We start from the raw sequence: 15,039 nt of genomic DNA on the forward strand, positions 1-15,039 counted from the left end.
GGCTAGAGCCCGTTCCTGGCGATCACCTTCGAATACCACAGGGCGCTCTCCTTGGGCGTCCGCAGCTGCGTGTCGAAATCGACGTGCACCATGCCGAACCGCTTGCGGTAACCCTCGGCCCACTCGAAGTTGTCCAGCAATGACCATACGAGATAGCCGCGCAGATCGACGCCCCGGGAGATGGCGTCATGGCACGCCCGCAGATGGCCCTCCAGGAACGCCACCCGATCGTGATCGGCGACCCCGCCGTCGACCCGCACGTCGTCAAACGCGGCGCCGTTCTCCGTGATGATCAGCGGCACGCCGGGGTAGTCCCGGTGCAGCCGCTCCAGCAGATCGGTCAACCCCCACGGTTCGATCGGCCAGCCCATCGCGGTGGTCTTTCCCATCGCCGGGCGGAAATCCACGCCGTCGCTTCCCGGATATACCGGATTTTCGGGGGTACCGGGCCGAGCCGTCACCAAACACGGGTGATAGTAGTTGATTCCGAGCAGGTCGATCGGCTGCGCGATGAGCTCCTGGTCGCCATCGCGCACGAGCCCACCCGGTGCCCGCCGCTCCAACATGTCCAGCGCATACGGCTCATATCCACCCTTGAACACGGGCTCAAGGAACAACCGGTTGAGCATCGCGTCGACCCGGTCCGCGGCATCGTTTTCCAAAGCGTCCGAAGGATCGGCGGGCACGACCGGGGCCAGATTCAGCGTGAGGCTCACCGTCGTAGCACCGGCCGCGCGCAGGGCAGACGTCGCCAACCCGTGCGCCAGCAACAGATGGTGCGCGGCGGCCAGCGCCGAAGAAACGTCGGAACGCCCAGGCGCGTGCACCCCCACCGCATAGCCCAGAAACGCGGAGCACCACGGCTCGTTGAGCGTCGTCCACAGCCCGATTCGGTCGCCAAGTCGCTTATGGACAGTGATGGCGTAGTCGGCGAAGTGGTGTGCGACATCTCGGTTGGCCCACCCGCCGCGGTCCTCCAGGGTCTGCGGGAGATCCCAGTGGTACAACGTCAGCATGGGTTCGATCCCGGCGGCGAGCAACTCGTCGGTCAGCCGGTCGTAGAAGTCGAGCCCGCGCGGGTTGGCCGGGCCGGTCCCGTCCGGCTTGATCCGCGGCCAGGACACCGAGAAGCGGTAGGTCCCGATCCCCAGCTCCCGCATCAGTGCGACGTCCTCCGCGTAGCGGTGGTAGTGGTCGCATGCGACATCACCGGTGTGCCCGGCATACACGCGCTCCGGCATGCGGGAGAAGGTGTCCCATATGGACGGTCCGCGCCCGGCCTCGGTCGCCGCACCCTCGATCTGGTATGCGGCCGTGGCCGTGCCCCAGCGAAAACCCTCCGGGAACGCGAAAGTCATCCCTTTACCGCTCCTTGCATGATGCCCCCGATGAGCTGCTTGCTCAGCGCACCGAAGACGACGATCAGTGGAAGTGTGGCCAGGACCGTGCCGGTGAGCGCGAGCGAGTAGTCCTGGACGTAGCCCGCCCGCAATTGCGACAGTCCGACCTGGACGGTCTGGTTCTCCGGCGAGGCCAGCACGACCAGCGGCCAGAGGTAGTCGTTCCAGGTGCCGAGGAACGTGAGCATGCCGAGCACGGCCATCGCGGGCCTCGCCGCGGGCAGCACCACGTGCCAGAAGAGCCGATGGTTGGCGCACCCGTCCATCCGCCCGGCTTCGAGCAGCTCCGTCGGCAGCGCCTCCGAGAGGTACTGCGTCATGAAGAATACGCCGAAGGCGTTGACCAGAGCCGGGACTATCACGGCGGCCAGAGTGTCGTGCCACTCGAATCTGGTGATGAGAATGAACAGCGGGATGATGCCGAGCTGCGTCGGCACCATCATCGTGGCGATCACGCTCAGCAGCAGCGGTGTCCGCCCACGGAACCGCAGCTTCGCGAACGCGAACCCGGCCAGCGTCGAGAAAAGCACGACGCTGCACGTGTTGACCGACGCGACAAGTGCCGAGTTGGCCAGCGCCAGGTCGAACGGCACGGTTGCGAAGACCCGCCGCACGTTCTCCAGGAAATTGGGGCCTGGCAACAGTTTCACCTGAGCGAGCGCCGAATTGTCGTGGCTGGCAACGACAAACGAGAAGTAGAACGGGAACACGGCGAAGAACAGTGACCCGAGCAACGTCAGGTAGGTGAGCCTGCGGTTCACTTGACCCCCCGGATCCGCTTGCTGAGCACGAAGTTGCCGATGGCGAACAGCACGATGACGCCGAACATCACCCACGCGGTCGCCGACGCGTAGCCGAAGTCGAACCCCTTGTTGAAGCCGTGCTCGTACAAATAGAGCGTGAGCGTCTGGAACTGGCGATCGGAGCCGCCCGTGATGCCGTTGGGCCCGCCCCCGCCGAACAACTGTGGCTCGGCGAAAATCTGGAGCCCATAGATGGTCGAGACGATGACGACGAAGATGATGGTCGGGCGGATGGCCGGAATCGTGATGGAGCGCAGCTGCTGCCCGCTGGTCGCGCCGTCCAATGTGGCCGACTCGTAGAGCTCCTTGGGCACGGCCTGCATTGCGGCCAGGAAAATCAGCGCGTTGTAGCCCGTCCAGCGCCAGATAATCATCACCGAGATCGCGACGTGCGACGAGGCCGTGCCCTCCTGCCACGCGATGCGCCCCAGCCCGAGCGCCTCCAGCCCGGCGTTGATCAGACCGAAGTCGCGCCCGAAGAGCTGGCTGAATATCACCACGACCGCGACCACGCTGGTGAGGTTGGGCAGCAGCAGACCCAACCGCCACGCCGCCGCGCCCCGGATGAACGGCCGGTTCACCAGGTGCGCGAGGACGAGCGCGAGCACCAGCTGCGGCACGGTCGACAGGATCAGGATCGATACCGTGTTGCCCAGCGCGTTCCAGAAATACGGATCCTTGAACAGTTCGGCGTAGTTCTGAAACCCGACATAACTGTGCTCATCGCGCAGCAGGCTCCAGTCGAACAGGCTCACATATGCCGTGTAGCCCAGCGGGAACAACCCGAACACGCCGAACAGCACAAAGAACGGGGCGATGTAGAGATACGGGGACACCCGAGTGTCCACTTTATACAGCCACGTGCGCACCGAGTGTCCCCCCAACTCACGCTAGTTTCTTGGCGTCGGCGAGGACCTGAGCCCACGCCTCGTCCGGCTTCTGCTTGCCCTGCTCGATTCGGCCCAGCCCGGCCCCGATGGCGTTGAACACGTCGCCCTGCTTCGGGCCCTGGTGCTGCGGCTTCACCGCCTTGGCGGACTCACTGAAGATCTTGCCGATGGGTGCGTTGTTGAAGAACGCCTTGCTGAACCCGGTCAGGTCGGGGTCGGTGTAGAGCGAGGGCGTGGACGGGAAGTTGCCGGTGCTCTTGAAGACCTTCTTCTGCTGTTCGGGCGCGGTCAGCCACTTGATGAGCTCGAACGCCTCCTTGGCGTGCTTGCCCTGCTTGGGCAGGGCCAGGTGGGAGCCGCCCATGCTGCCCGCGCCGCCGGGAACCGCTGCCACGTCCCATTTTCCGGCCGCGTCCTTGGCGTTGTTTTCGATGTAGGAGGTCATCCATGCGGGGCACACGATGGTGGCGAACGTGCCCTGGCCGAACGCCGCGGTCCATTCGGGGGTCCACGCGGTGAGCCTGTTGGACAGCCCGGCGCTGATGGCGTCCACGGTCAGGTCCCACGCCTGCTTCACGATCGGGTTGGTCTCGACGACAAGTTTGTCGGCGTCGTCGTACACGCCGGTGGGTGCCTGCTCGACGATGGCCCGGTACATGTTGCCGGACGCCTCCATGAAGTAGGAGTCGGGAAGCGCGGTCTTGTAGCGCTTGCCCGTGGCCACGTATTGCTCCCACGTGGGCCACAGCTTGGAGACCTCGTGGCGGTTGGTGGGCAGGCCCGCCTTGGCGAACAGGTCGGTGCGGTAGCACATGGCCATGCCGCCCACGTCGGTGCCGAGCCCGATGAGCGTCTTCTTGTCGGTGGACAGCGCCTGCTGCCACTTCCACGGCAGGTAGGTGCTTTCGAGATCCTTGGCGCCCAGGTCCAGCAGGTTGTGGAAGCGATTGGGCGTGGCCGTGAAGCTGGACAGGTAGCCGATCTCGACGGCCTCGATGTCGGCGGCCCCGCTGCCCGTGGCCAGGTGGCTGATCAGGTTGTTGTGGTGTGCCGCGTACTCGGAGATCCGCTCCTGGATCTCGATGTTCTTGTGGGTCTGCTTGTATTCCTCGTAGAGCGGCTTGAAGCCGAAGTCGCCGAAGCCGGCGATGGTGAGCGTGATCTTCTCGTCGCCTTTTGGTGTTTCGCCGCCGCCGCAGGCGGCGGTAATCATCACGGCTACCGCGGCGATGAGTATCGAGGTGCGCATCTGCCGACCCTCCCTGGGTGTGTGCTGGATCTGAGAGAGCGCTCTCCGAGAGAGAATGAAGCGGTATCCGCGAAGTGTCAAGACACCGTTACGGCAGTGTTACGCGATCGGGAGAACGCTCTCCCATTAACCGAGCGGGCTGGCGGGCTCAGGTGCGCATCGGCATGAATCCGTCGGGCCACACCGACGCCTAGACCACCACCGTCGGCGCCATCAGAACTCCCACGAGAGCATCACGTGATCGCTCTCCGCGCTCGTGCCCGTGCTCCGGTAGGTCTGCATGGCCGCCACGTTTTCCCGCTCGGTCAGCACGAACATGCCGTAGCAGCCCCGCTCGCGGGCGAGCCCGGCCAGCGCGTCGACGAGCGCTTTGCCGATGCCGCGCCGCCGGAACGCCTCGTCCACGCCAAGCTCGTAGAGCAGCATCTCCGTGCCCTTGTCGGGGTGGGTGAGCTCGACGCCCGTGACCATCCCGGCGGGTTGACCGTCCACATAGGCCACGAGTAGGTGGTGGCCCGGCTGTGCGAGGAACCGCGCCGCCCACTCGACCCGTGCCGGCGCATCGAACAGCGCCGACGCTTCGAGCACGGCGGAGACGTCCGTGACCCGTTCGATCACAGCCCGTCGCCCACCTTGCACCGCCGTAGAAGGGGCGGCGGTGAGCCTGGTCCGGTTTTCACCCTATGCGCAGCGCGTAGAGCAGGGACTCATCGCCGGACACGTCCAGCATGTCGAAGCCGATCCGGCCCCACAGCGCGAGGTCCAGGTCGCTGGCCGTGCCGGCCGCGGTCACCTGCTCGTTGGGATCGGTGTGGTCGAGGATGGTGGCCGTGTCCAGCAATGCGATGCCCTCGCCGCGCAGCCGGATGAACCACTCGTGCTCGGTGTCGGTCGAGAGCAGCGCCACCACGCCAAATCGATCCGTGGGGCCCTTGCGCAGCCGCTGTGCCGGCAAATAGCTGTCGAGCACCTCGCGCACCCCGTCGGCGGCGAGGCGGGTGTCGATCGGCTCGGCCAGGCCCTGCGACATCTGCATGTCCCAGCGGTGCACGGCCGTCTCGTTGGCCATGCGCCGGTGCCAGAACGATGCGACCTTGGCCTGCGGCGCCCAGTTCCACGCCGGCAGCTGCGGGTCGACCGACTCCAGCAGCTTGACCAGCGAACTCGCCTGCTCGTCCCACCACGCCAGGGTCTCGCCCTCCGGCGGAAAGTCCTCGTTGAGCGACCTGCGCCGCAGCTCGGGATCTGGTGCCTCGGTCGTGCCGCGCCCGGCGAAGGCGAGCACCCACCGGTAGACTCCACCCAGGTGGTGCACGAGATCGCGGACGGTCCAACCCGGACATGTGGGAACCGGCGCGTCCAGATCGGCCTCGGCCGCGATCGCGCGGAAGGCGTTCGCGTCCCCGCGCAGCGACTCGAGCCAAAACTCTTTCGAGCCCAGTGCCGTCATGCAGGTCCCTCGCTTCTAGGGTGGTGACGTGTCTGACGATAGCCTCCACACGCTCTCCGCGCATACCACCCTCGGGCTGGGCGGTCCGGCCGCCGGGTTGATCGAGGCCAAGAGCATTGAAGAGATGGTTTCGGGGGTACAGGCCGCGGCCCGCGATGACCGGCCGCTGCTCGTGCTCGGGGGCGGCAGCAACGTGGTAATCGCCGACGACGGCTTTCCCGGGACGGCCCTGCTCGTGCGCTCCAGCGGGTTCTCCACCGCCCGCGCCGACGCCGAACACGTGCTCGTGCGGGTCGAGGCGGGCCAGCACTGGGACGAGTTCGTGGCGGCGGCGGTCGAGCAGGGGTGGTCGGGAGCCGAGTGCCTGTCCGGAATCCCGGGCCTCGCGGGCGGCACGCCGATCCAAAACGTGGGCGCGTACGGGCAGGAGGTGTCCGAGACGATCGTGTCGGTGACGGTGTACGACCGGGACGAGGGCGCCGTGCAGACGTTCACCAATGAACAGTGCCGGTTCGAATACCGCAACAGTGTGTTCAAGCGCTCGCAACGGTGGGTCGTGCTGGACGTGACGTTCCGGCTGCGCCTCGATCCGCTGTCGGCCCCGATTTCCTACGCCGAGCTCGCCAAGGCGCTCGACGTGCCGCTCGGGCAGCGCGTGCCGCTGCGGGCGGCGCGCGAAGCGGTGCTGGAGATCCGGCGTCGCAAGGGGATGGTGCTCGACCCGTCGGACCCGGACACCCGCTCCGTGGGATCGTTCTTCACCAATCCGGTGCTGAGCCGCGCCGCGTACCGGGAAATGGCGGTTGAAGCCCCTGCCTGGCCGGGCGCGGGAGAGACGATGAAGGTCTCCGCCGCCTGGCTGATTGAAAATTCCGGTTTTCATAGGGGGTACCGGCGGGGCGCCGCGGCGATCTCGTCGAAGCACACGCTGGCGCTGACCAACCCGGGCAATGGCACGACCGCGGATCTGCTGGCGCTGGCCGCGGAGATCCGGGCGGGCGTGCTCGACCGGTTCGGCGTGACGTTACACCCGGAGCCCGTGCTGGTGAACTGTGCCCTCTGAGCACATCTTGATCTTTTGTGAGGCGTGCTCTTAGATCATCCGGGTGAACGCCGTCACCCGCCGGATGCGCAACCTGGCCACGCTCGAACTGTGGAACATCCCGCTGTGGGCGGCCATCTGGTTTGGGCTGTGGCACTTCCCGCTCACGGCCGCCAATGTGGTGGGCTTCGCCCTGTTCGCGCTGCTGCTCGTGCAGGGGGCCGCCTACTGGCTGCTCAAGCTGCACCAGCTGCGGTCGCGCCGGCCGGATCTGCCCGGGGTGGGGGCGTTCCGCGTGCTGCGCGTGGTCAACCTGCCGATCATCGCCGGGGCCCTGGTCGTGACGGCACACGCCGCGGTCGCCTCACCGGGGCGGGCGTCGTGGCTCGGCCTCGGGCTCGCGATCTTCGGTGCGCTCGAACACGTCAACTACTTCCATGTGCAGCTCATGCACGACACCGCCGCCGACCTGCGCCGGCTGCGCCAGGTCGGCCTGCGCCGCTCGCACCTGGCCCGTGATCTCGCGGTCAGGACGGCCAGCGAAAAGTGACCTCGCCCAGACGCCAGCGCTGCGGGCCGTCAAGGGTCGTCATGCCCGCTGAGCGGATCGTGGCCAGCCAGCGCTGCCGTGGGCCGAAAGCGTTGTAGGGTGCGGCATAGCGCCACGCGGCGTCCAAGTTGGACAGGAGCGTGTGGACGGGCTCGCCGGGCACGTTGTGGTGGATGAGCGCTTTGGGCAGCCGCTCGGCGAACACCGCAGGGGACTCCAATGTGGACAGCTTGGCGGACAGCGTGAGCGAGACCGGCGTTTGCTCGCCCGCGCGCAGGGCGCCCCACGTGCACACCCGCCCTAGCTCGTCGCACGTGCCCTCGATCAGCCAGCCGCCGGGTGCGAGGGCGGAGGTCATGGTGCGCCAGGCATCCGGGACCGCCGACTCATCGTATTGCCGCAGCACGTTGAGTGCCCGCACCACGACCGGGCGCAGCCCGGCGAGCTCGAACCCGCCCCGCAAGAACTCCAGCCGCGGTGGGTCGGCGAACGGCTGCGCGTCGGCCACCCGCTCCGGTGAGATCTCCAGCCCGACGACGCGCACGTCGGGGCGCACGGCGGCCAGGCGGTCACGCAGTTCGATCGCGGTGACGGGGGTCGCGCCGTAGCCGAGGTCGATCACCAGCGGGTCGGGTGCGCTCGTCAGGGCGTGCGCGCACCACCAGGCGATCCAGCGGTCGACCCGCCGGAGCCGGTTGGGATTGGTGGTCCCGCGCGTTTCCTCCCCGAACGGCTTGCTCACGGGCTGCTTGTGCGGTGCACCTTGTGCTGCGCGGCCTGGGCGAGCGGGCGCACGACCATGCGGTCGATGTTGACGTGGTGCGGCAGCCCGGCACACCAGGCCACGCACTCGGCGATGTCGTCGGCGGTGAGCGGCTCCTCCACCCCCGCATAGACGGCGTCGGCCTTCTCCTTGGAGCCGAGCCGGTTGAGCGAGAACTCCTCGGTCTTCACCATGCCCGGGTCGATCTCGACCACCCGGATCGGCTGCCCGCACAGCTCCAGGCGCAGCGTCTCGACCAGGGCGGTCTGCGCGTGCTTGGCCGCGGTGTATCCGCCGCCCCCCTCGTACACGATCAATCCGGCGGTCGACGAGATCGTGATGATCGTGCCGCCGTGGGCCATGCGCGGCAGCAGGGCCTTGGTCATGCGCAGCGTGCCGAGCACGTTCACCTCGTACATCCACTGCCAGTCGCCGATGCTCGCGTCGGCGATCTGATCGGCGCCCCGCGCCCCGCCCGCGTTGTTGACCAGCACGTCAACCCGGTCGACGGAGGCGACGAAGGCGGCGACATCGGCGTCCCTGGTGACATCGCAGACGACCGGGACGCCGACCCCGAGCTGCTCCAGGCGTTCCTTGCGGCGGGCGAGCGCGTAAACCTTGTAGCCCCGCGCGGCCAGGAGCTTCGCGGTGGCGGCCCCGATGCCGCTGGAGGCCCCGGTCACGACGGCAGTCTTGTCCATCTCCTGGATCCTAGTGAAGTTCCGAGAGGCCCGGTGAAGTTACGGACATCACTGCGCGTGGCGGGAAGAGGCGGGATGGCAAGAGCGTTTATGAGCGCGTGAGCTTTACCCCCAGGCGCATCGCGACCCTCTCCGTGCACACCTCACCCCTGCACCAGCCGGGCACGGGCGACGCGGGAGGCATGAACGTCTATATCGTCGAGGTCTCCAAGCGCCTGGCCAGGCGTGGCGTCGAGGTCGAGATCTTCACTCGGCGCACGGGCGGCGGCCTGCCCACGGTGGCCGAGCTCGCCCCGGGGGTGACCGTCCATCACGTCACCGCGGGCCCGTTCGAGGGCCTTGCCAAGGAGGACCTGCCCGCGCAGCTGTGCGCGTTCACGCATGGGGTGCTGCGGGCCGAGGCGGCACACGCGCCCGGATACTACGACCTGCTCTCCACGCACTACTGGCTGTCGGGTCAGGTGGGCTGGCTGGCCAAGGACCGGTGGGGAGTCCCGCTCGTGCACACGGCGCACACCCTCGCCAAGGTGAAAAACCTGCAACTGGCCGAGGGGGACCGGGCCGAGCCGATGGCGCGCGTGATCGGCGAGGAGCAGGTGGTCGAGCAGGCCGACCGGATGGTGGCCAACACCCCGGCCGAGGCGCGCGAGCTCGTCGAGCTCTACTCGGCGTCGTGCGCACAGGTCGAGGTGGTGTCGCCGGGGGTCGACCTGACCCGCTTCTCGCCGGGCAACCGGGCGACGGCCCGCGCACGGCTGGGGCTTCCGTCGTACCCACAAAAGATTGTCGCCTTTGTCGGTCGCATTCAGCCATTGAAGGCTCCTGATGTCTTGATCCACGCCCTGGTAAATCTTCCGGGGGTGATGGCGCTGATCGTGGGCGGCCCGAGCGGCTCCGGCCTGGAACGGCCGACCGCGCTGATCGAGCTGGCGAGCGCGCTCGGGGTGGCCGACCGGGTGCGGTTCATGCCGCCGCAGGGCGGGCAGCGGCTGGCCGACGTCTACCGCGCGGCCGACGTGGTCGCGGTGCCCTCGCACAACGAGTCGTTCGGGCTCGTCGCGCTGGAGGCGCAGGCGTGCGGCACCCCGGTGGTCGCGGCCTCGGTGGGCGGCCTGGTCACGGCGGTACGCGACGGCGTGAGCGGGGTGCTCGTCGACGGCCACTGCGCCTATGACTGGGCCAAGGTGCTTGGCAGCCTGCTCGGCTCGCACACCTGGCTGGCCGAGCTGTCGGCCGGTGCGGTCAACCACGCCAAGGATTTCTCGTGGGACCACACGGCGGCGCGGCTGCTGGAGGTCTACTCTGACGTCATGACCGAGCATCGCGAGCGGCAGCGGCTGCTCACGGAATCGTTGTGTCGGACAGCGTGGTAGAAAACATCATCGAGACGGTGTGCGCGGACCTTCCGCTCGAACGGACGGGAGACAGGTCCTATGTGGTCACCCTGCCCGGCACACACAAGCTGAAGACCAATGTCAACCTGATCGTCGGCGAGCACGCGCTGCGGGTCGAGGCGTTCGTGGTGCGCCAGCCGGATGAGAATCGGGAAGAGGTCTGGGCCTGGCTGTTGCGCCGCAACGCCCGGCTGCACGGGGTGGCGTTCACGATCGATGCGGTCGGCGATGTCTACCTGACGGGGCGGCTGCCGCTGTCGGCCGTGACGCCCGAGACGCTCGACCACCTGCTGGGCGCGGTGCTTGAGGCGGCCGACGAGTCGTTCGACGCGTTGCTGGAGTTGGGTTTCCGCACGGCGATCCGGCGGGAGTGGGCGTGGCGCACCAGCCGCGGCGAGTCAACGGAAAACCTGCGCGCGTTTCGTCACCTGCAGGAGTAGGTGAACTCCTTGCTCGCCTCCAGGTGGGCCGGGGTCAGGATCTCCAGCGTCGCCTTGGCCTCAAACGTGCCGCGGCCCTTGAAGTCCCAAAACATGGGCACGTTCTGCTCCGTCTCGCCGAGGTTGAACGCCACGCTGAGCGGGCCCTGGGTTCGGCCGTCGCTGGTGAGCCAGCGATACGTGACCGTGCCCGCGGCGCCGTTGGTCTTGATCGTGCCGATGACGTGGACCTTGACGTCGCACTGGTTGCTGGGGTCCTGGGCGAGCGACACCGTCGCGCTGGAGATCTGGAGCGGGCGCAGGCGTTCGATCAACCAGAACGCCACCACGGCAAGCAGGACGAGGGTGACCACCGTGCTGATCGCGCCGAAAATCCTTCTGCGCCAAGGGTTGGGGCGTTTTGGCCGGGTGTACGGCTCCTCGACCCACCCGGGCGTGGACTCCGCCTGCCGGGGCTGGGGGAGTGAGGCCACACCGCGCCCGTAACGGAGCACGTCTTCCTTCTGCCTTTGCTGCTGGAGCGCCAGTTGGGCCGGCTGGAGCGTCTCCTGCTGGGCGATGTCGGGCATGCGGACCGTGCGGTTGGGTGGCACCGGCACCGTTACGGCGTTGTCGCCCGTTCCTGATGACTGGCCCACGGGCACGGTCTCCACCACATCCTCCACTGCGGACGGATGGGTGGGTGGCTGGGGCACAAGGGCCGCGAGCATCGCCAGCGCGCTGCGCTCGCCGAATCCGTTGACCTGCCCGGCATTCGACGACAGGACGGCCAGGGCCTCGGCGAGGCCGGCGCTTCCGCCCGTGTGTTCGGCGGTGTCGGCGGCGCGCAGGAGCAGTTGACGGGCGGTGTCGGCGTGCCTCGGGGCGGCGAGATCGCGCAGCAGCCTGACCCACGCCGTCACGTCGTGGCCGGGGCCGGGTTTGGTGCCCGCGAGCGCGTGGGCGTAGCCGCATTCGGCCAGCAGCGCGTGCCCATCGACCCCGAGGATCACCGAGTTGAGGTCGAGTGCGCCGTGTGCGGTCTGCGAGGCATGAAGCGCCGCAAGGGTTTCGGCCACATCTACGGCGATCGCGAGCGCGACCGGCTCGGGCAGCGCGACCCGCGCGGCCAAGGTCTGGGCCAGGGTGGGGGCCGCCGGTTGCGCGGTGATCAGCCACAGGCCGTGCCGGGCGATCACCTTGAGCAGTCCGGGCAGATCGGCGGTCGCGCCCAGCACGGAGTCAAGCCGCTGCGACTCGGCCTGGCTCACCTCGTTGAGCAACAACCCGCCGCGCGGCTGACCGTCCTGATCGGACAGCACATGCCACGCGCCAACCCGCGTCTGCCGCTGCAGCCCCCGCACCTCATACCGACCGCCGATTCGCTGGCTCAAAGCCATCCTCTCACCCAATGATCCATGGACAATAATCGAAGACAGTGACGGAATTGCTTATGGCATCTCCGATGTCCGAGGACACAGTTAGCTTTATCCGACCTCCCCGACACGTCAATAGAGAGCCGATATCCCGGTTGACCGATATTGTCTGTGTCGTTGCACCTGCAGCCACGGGATGAGTGACCGTCAGCGGTGTGCCGTTTTCCGTGCCGTCTGAACTGACGTGGACATAACGGAGCCGGAGGACGAACGCTCCGCCCGTCTGGGTCGTGAAGGTGATAGGTGCGCGAGAGTGCCCCTTGGTGTTGGTTGGATAATCCACGCATGATGGCTTAGCTGGGTCCAGCCAACAGAATGCGCCCTGACTTGGTTGCTGAGGATTGTATTGATGCAGGGCGATCCGTAACACTTTGTTGGGTGTCGGTGGGCTGGTGCTGACCCTTGGGCTCGGTGAGGGTGTGCGCGTGCGGGTCGGGCTGGGGGTCGGCGACGGAGTGAGGGTCGGGCTCGGTTCCAGTGTCGGCGAGGGTTCCAGTGAGGGTTCCAGTGAAGGCGAGGGCGTGGCGGTGGCTTCGACCGTCGGGCTGGCCATGAGCGTGGTCTGGACCAGTGCGGTGTTGGTCGGATTGTCGCGCGATGTCTGGTACCAGAAAAATCCGCTCAAAGCCAGCACGAGCGCCAGCCCACCGGCCAGGGCCATGTTCATCGAGCGCTTCGACCAGCCGAGCACCGTCTGCGCCAGCCCGGTGCCGCCGGCCGCGGCACCCGCGAGCGGGAACAACAGCAGGAGCAGTGCCGCCCGCCTGGCGAGCGAGCCGCGGCCCTCCTCCTCCCATTCGGGCCCGTAACCGGCACCCGCGACCGCCTCAAGCTCGACCAGAAACGTGGCCGCGTCCTTGGGCCGGTGCTCGGGCTTTTTGGCCAGCCCGCGCCGCACGAGCCCGCGCACGGCCTCTGGCACCTCGTCCACCGGGATGGGCGACTGCTCGTGCTTGCTGCGCAGGCCGAGCACGTCACCCGGCGCGCGGTAGGGCGGGTGCCCCGTGAGGCACTCGAAGAACGTGGCCGTCGCGGCGTAGATGTCGGTCGAGGGGCTCGCCGGTGCGCCCGCCCACTGCTCGGGCGCCATGTACGACGGGGTTCCGGCATGCGCGCCGGTCATGCCCGCCCGCGCGGCGATGCCGAAGTCGGCCAGCTTGCTGTGCCCCTCCCGATCCACGAGCACGTTTTCGGGCTTATAGTCGCGGTGCACGACCCCGCGCCCATGCGCGGCCGCCAGCCCCAGCAGCGAGCCCTTGAGCACGACGAGCGCCGACTGTGGCTCGGTCGGCCCGTGCTCGCGCAGGATCGCCCGCAGCGCGACACCGTCGACGAGCTCCATGACGATGGCCGAGCCCTCGGGGGCCTCGACATACTCGTACAGCCGGGCGATCTGCGGGTCTTCGACCTCCGACAGGATGCGCGCCTCGGCCCGGAACGCCTCGATGAAGTCGGGGTCGCGGCGCAGGTGGTCGGCTAGGTACTTGATGGCGACCTTGGTGCCGGTGGCCTCGTGCTCGGCCAGCACGACCCGTCCCGAGGCGCCCTTGCCCAGTTCCTTGAGCTCAACGTATCCAGGCACGGACCAACCCATTAGCCCGCCTCCCCTCCTCGGCCTTGGATAGTAGGCCCCTTAGGGGTGACAGGCATTAGGGTGACGGGTTTCCGACCATCGACCGATCAGTGGATTCGACCACTCTTGGTGAGGGTTCGGTGACCCGGGAGCGACATACCGACCGGTAGAAGTTTCGGTCGCAGATTGTTGTTGACGATGTTACTAACAGTGACGAATGAGGTTCACAAATGACTGGACGGCTCGTTGACCAGCGGCGTAACGTCGTCGGCAAGCGCAACGCTTGATGAGACACCCGGGTGTCACTGCCCGATCGGATTTATCCGGTCGCGAGCGCCAAGCGAAGCGTGGGGGATGGGTGGCACATGCCGTTGGGGGACGGCGCCACCTGTAGAACCGGTCGGCTGGCCGGCGACGCTAACGGGGGTGAGCGTCGCAGGGCCGGCCACCGGTGTTTTTACGGCCAGTTTCGCTCCACGCTCACCTTTCAGCCGGGCTGTCGATCATGAAGTTGATGCCGTGACGCGCCGCCGAACAAGGACATAAGTTCATGATCGACCGAAGGGGCTAGCGGCCTTGGGCGGCGACGGCGGCGGCGGCTTCGGCCGCGGCCTGCGGGTCGAGGTATTCGCCGCCGCGCTTGACCGGGTGCAGGTCGTCCGTGAGGTCGTAGCGCAGGGGCATGCCCGTGGGAATGTTGAGCCCGACGATCTCCTCGTCGGAGATCGCGTCCAGGTGCTTGACCAGTGCGCGCAGCGAGTTGCCGTGCGCCGCGATCAGCACGGTGCGGCCGAGCAGCAGATCGGGCACGATCCCGTCATACCAGTACGGCAGCATGCGCCCCACGACGTCCTTGAGGCACTCTGTGTGCGGTGCCGGCACGCCCACATAGCGCGGGTCACCGAACTGGGACCACTCGTCGTCTTCGGCGATGGGCGGGGGAGGCGTGTCGTAGGACCGGCGCCAGAGCATGAACTGCTCCTCGCCGAACTGCGCGAGCGTCTCCTTCTTGTTCTTGCCCTGCAGTGCGCCGTAATGCCGCTCGTTGAGCCGCCAGGAGCGGTGCACGGGGATCCAGTGCCGGTCGGCGGCGTGCAGCGCCAGCTCGGCCGTGCGGATCGCCCGCCGCTGCACGCTGGTGTGCACCACATCGGGCAGCAGCCCGTGCTCCTTGAGCAGTTCGCCGCCGCGCCGGGCCTCGGCCTCGCCCTTGGCGGTCAGGTCAACGTCGACCCAGCCGGTGAAGAGGTTCTTGGCGTTCCATTCGCTTTCGCCGTGCCGCAGCAGCACGAGTGTTCCGACCATGCCCTGCATCTTTTCATGTGACAGCAGACACCCGCTAAACCGCGTGACAGTGATCCGTTAGGTA

The 15,039-nt window shown here is 67.6% G+C and carries 15 protein-coding genes; 4 read left to right on the top strand and 11 right to left on the bottom strand.

What is annotated here, in order from left to right; genetic code table 11:
- Window positions 1-2: 2 nt before the first annotated feature.
- The 6 genes from DM816_RS02150 to DM816_RS02175 all read right to left on the bottom strand — a co-directional run bounded on the left by DM816_RS02150 (window position 3) and on the right by DM816_RS02175 (window position 5,792).
- Window positions 3-1,358, bottom strand: coding sequence for a GH1 family beta-glucosidase (locus DM816_RS02150; RefSeq protein ID WP_117208340.1), 1,356 nt, complete (start codon window positions 1,356-1,358; stop codon window positions 3-5).
- On the bottom strand, window positions 1,355-2,161 hold the full coding sequence (locus DM816_RS02155; RefSeq protein ID WP_117208341.1) for a carbohydrate ABC transporter permease: 807 nt from the start codon (window positions 2,159-2,161) through the stop codon (window positions 1,355-1,357). The genes DM816_RS02150 and DM816_RS02155 overlap by 4 nt, the downstream gene beginning before the upstream one ends.
- On the bottom strand, window positions 2,158-3,039 hold the full coding sequence (locus DM816_RS02160; protein ID WP_117208390.1) for a carbohydrate ABC transporter permease: 882 nt from the start codon (window positions 3,037-3,039) through the stop codon (window positions 2,158-2,160). Before DM816_RS02160 ends, DM816_RS02155 begins: the two co-directional genes overlap by 4 nt.
- A gap of 49 nt (window positions 3,040-3,088) precedes the next feature.
- Window positions 3,089-4,342, bottom strand: a complete 1,254-nt coding sequence (locus DM816_RS02165) for an ABC transporter substrate-binding protein (RefSeq protein ID WP_117208342.1) — start codon at window positions 4,340-4,342, stop codon at window positions 3,089-3,091.
- A gap of 213 nt (window positions 4,343-4,555) precedes the next feature.
- Window positions 4,556-4,960 carry a GNAT family N-acetyltransferase gene (locus tag DM816_RS02170; RefSeq protein ID WP_117208343.1) on the bottom strand — a complete coding sequence of 135 codons (405 nt, stop codon included), beginning with the start codon at window positions 4,958-4,960 and terminating at the stop codon, window positions 4,556-4,558.
- A 58-nt stretch (window positions 4,961-5,018) separates the two neighbouring features.
- Window positions 5,019-5,792 carry a maleylpyruvate isomerase family mycothiol-dependent enzyme gene (locus DM816_RS02175; protein ID WP_117208344.1) on the bottom strand — a complete coding sequence of 258 codons (774 nt, stop codon included), beginning with the start codon at window positions 5,790-5,792 and terminating at the stop codon, window positions 5,019-5,021.
- 28 nt (window positions 5,793-5,820) lie between these two features.
- Between DM816_RS02175 and DM816_RS02180 the strand changes: the two genes are divergently transcribed.
- Together DM816_RS02180 and DM816_RS02185 are read left to right on the top strand one after the other, a co-directional pair.
- Window positions 5,821-6,855 (top strand): UDP-N-acetylmuramate dehydrogenase, encoded by a 1,035-nt coding sequence (locus DM816_RS02180; protein WP_117208345.1) that lies wholly within the window; start codon window positions 5,821-5,823, stop codon window positions 6,853-6,855.
- A 43-nt stretch (window positions 6,856-6,898) separates the two neighbouring features.
- Window positions 6,899-7,384, top strand: a complete 486-nt coding sequence (locus DM816_RS02185) for a hypothetical protein (protein ID WP_246001450.1) — start codon at window positions 6,899-6,901, stop codon at window positions 7,382-7,384.
- Here the strand turns inward: DM816_RS02185 and DM816_RS02190 are convergent.
- The gene (locus DM816_RS02190; RefSeq protein WP_117208346.1) at window positions 7,362-8,126 is read right to left on the bottom strand and encodes a class I SAM-dependent methyltransferase; all 765 of its coding nucleotides are present in this window, start codon (window positions 8,124-8,126) and stop codon (window positions 7,362-7,364) included. The genes DM816_RS02185 and DM816_RS02190 overlap by 23 nt on opposite strands.
- Window positions 8,123-8,848 carry an SDR family oxidoreductase gene (locus DM816_RS02195; protein ID WP_117208347.1) on the bottom strand — a complete coding sequence of 242 codons (726 nt, stop codon included), beginning with the start codon at window positions 8,846-8,848 and terminating at the stop codon, window positions 8,123-8,125. The genes DM816_RS02190 and DM816_RS02195 overlap by 4 nt, the downstream gene beginning before the upstream one ends.
- A gap of 98 nt (window positions 8,849-8,946) precedes the next feature.
- On the opposite strand from DM816_RS02195, the gene mshA reads away from it, so the two are divergent.
- Window positions 8,947-10,221 carry a D-inositol-3-phosphate glycosyltransferase gene (mshA, locus tag DM816_RS02200; RefSeq protein ID WP_117208348.1) on the top strand — a complete coding sequence of 425 codons (1,275 nt, stop codon included), beginning with the start codon at window positions 8,947-8,949 and terminating at the stop codon, window positions 10,219-10,221.
- Window positions 10,203-10,682 carry a type III secretion system chaperone family protein gene (locus DM816_RS02205; RefSeq protein ID WP_246001451.1) on the top strand — a complete coding sequence of 160 codons (480 nt, stop codon included), beginning with the start codon at window positions 10,203-10,205 and terminating at the stop codon, window positions 10,680-10,682. Before mshA ends, DM816_RS02205 begins: the two co-directional genes overlap by 19 nt.
- Here the strand turns inward: DM816_RS02205 and DM816_RS02210 are convergent.
- From DM816_RS02210 to DM816_RS02220, 3 genes are all read right to left on the bottom strand, one after another.
- Window positions 10,667-12,061, bottom strand: coding sequence for a hypothetical protein (locus DM816_RS02210; RefSeq protein WP_117208349.1), 1,395 nt, complete (start codon window positions 12,059-12,061; stop codon window positions 10,667-10,669). The genes DM816_RS02205 and DM816_RS02210 overlap by 16 nt on opposite strands.
- 4 nt (window positions 12,062-12,065) lie before the next feature.
- Complete coding sequence (locus DM816_RS02215; protein WP_246001453.1) at window positions 12,066-13,679, bottom strand: serine/threonine protein kinase; 1,614 nt, start codon at window positions 13,677-13,679, stop codon at window positions 12,066-12,068.
- 558 nt (window positions 13,680-14,237) lie between these two features.
- Window positions 14,238-14,975 (bottom strand): phosphoglyceromutase, encoded by a 738-nt coding sequence (locus DM816_RS02220; protein WP_170318765.1) that lies wholly within the window; start codon window positions 14,973-14,975, stop codon window positions 14,238-14,240.
- Between the last annotated feature and the right edge of the window lie 64 nt (window positions 14,976-15,039).

Source organism: Allorhizocola rhizosphaerae, from assembly GCF_003426775.1.
Classification (GTDB): domain Bacteria; phylum Actinomycetota; class Actinomycetes; order Mycobacteriales; family Micromonosporaceae; genus Allorhizocola; species Allorhizocola rhizosphaerae.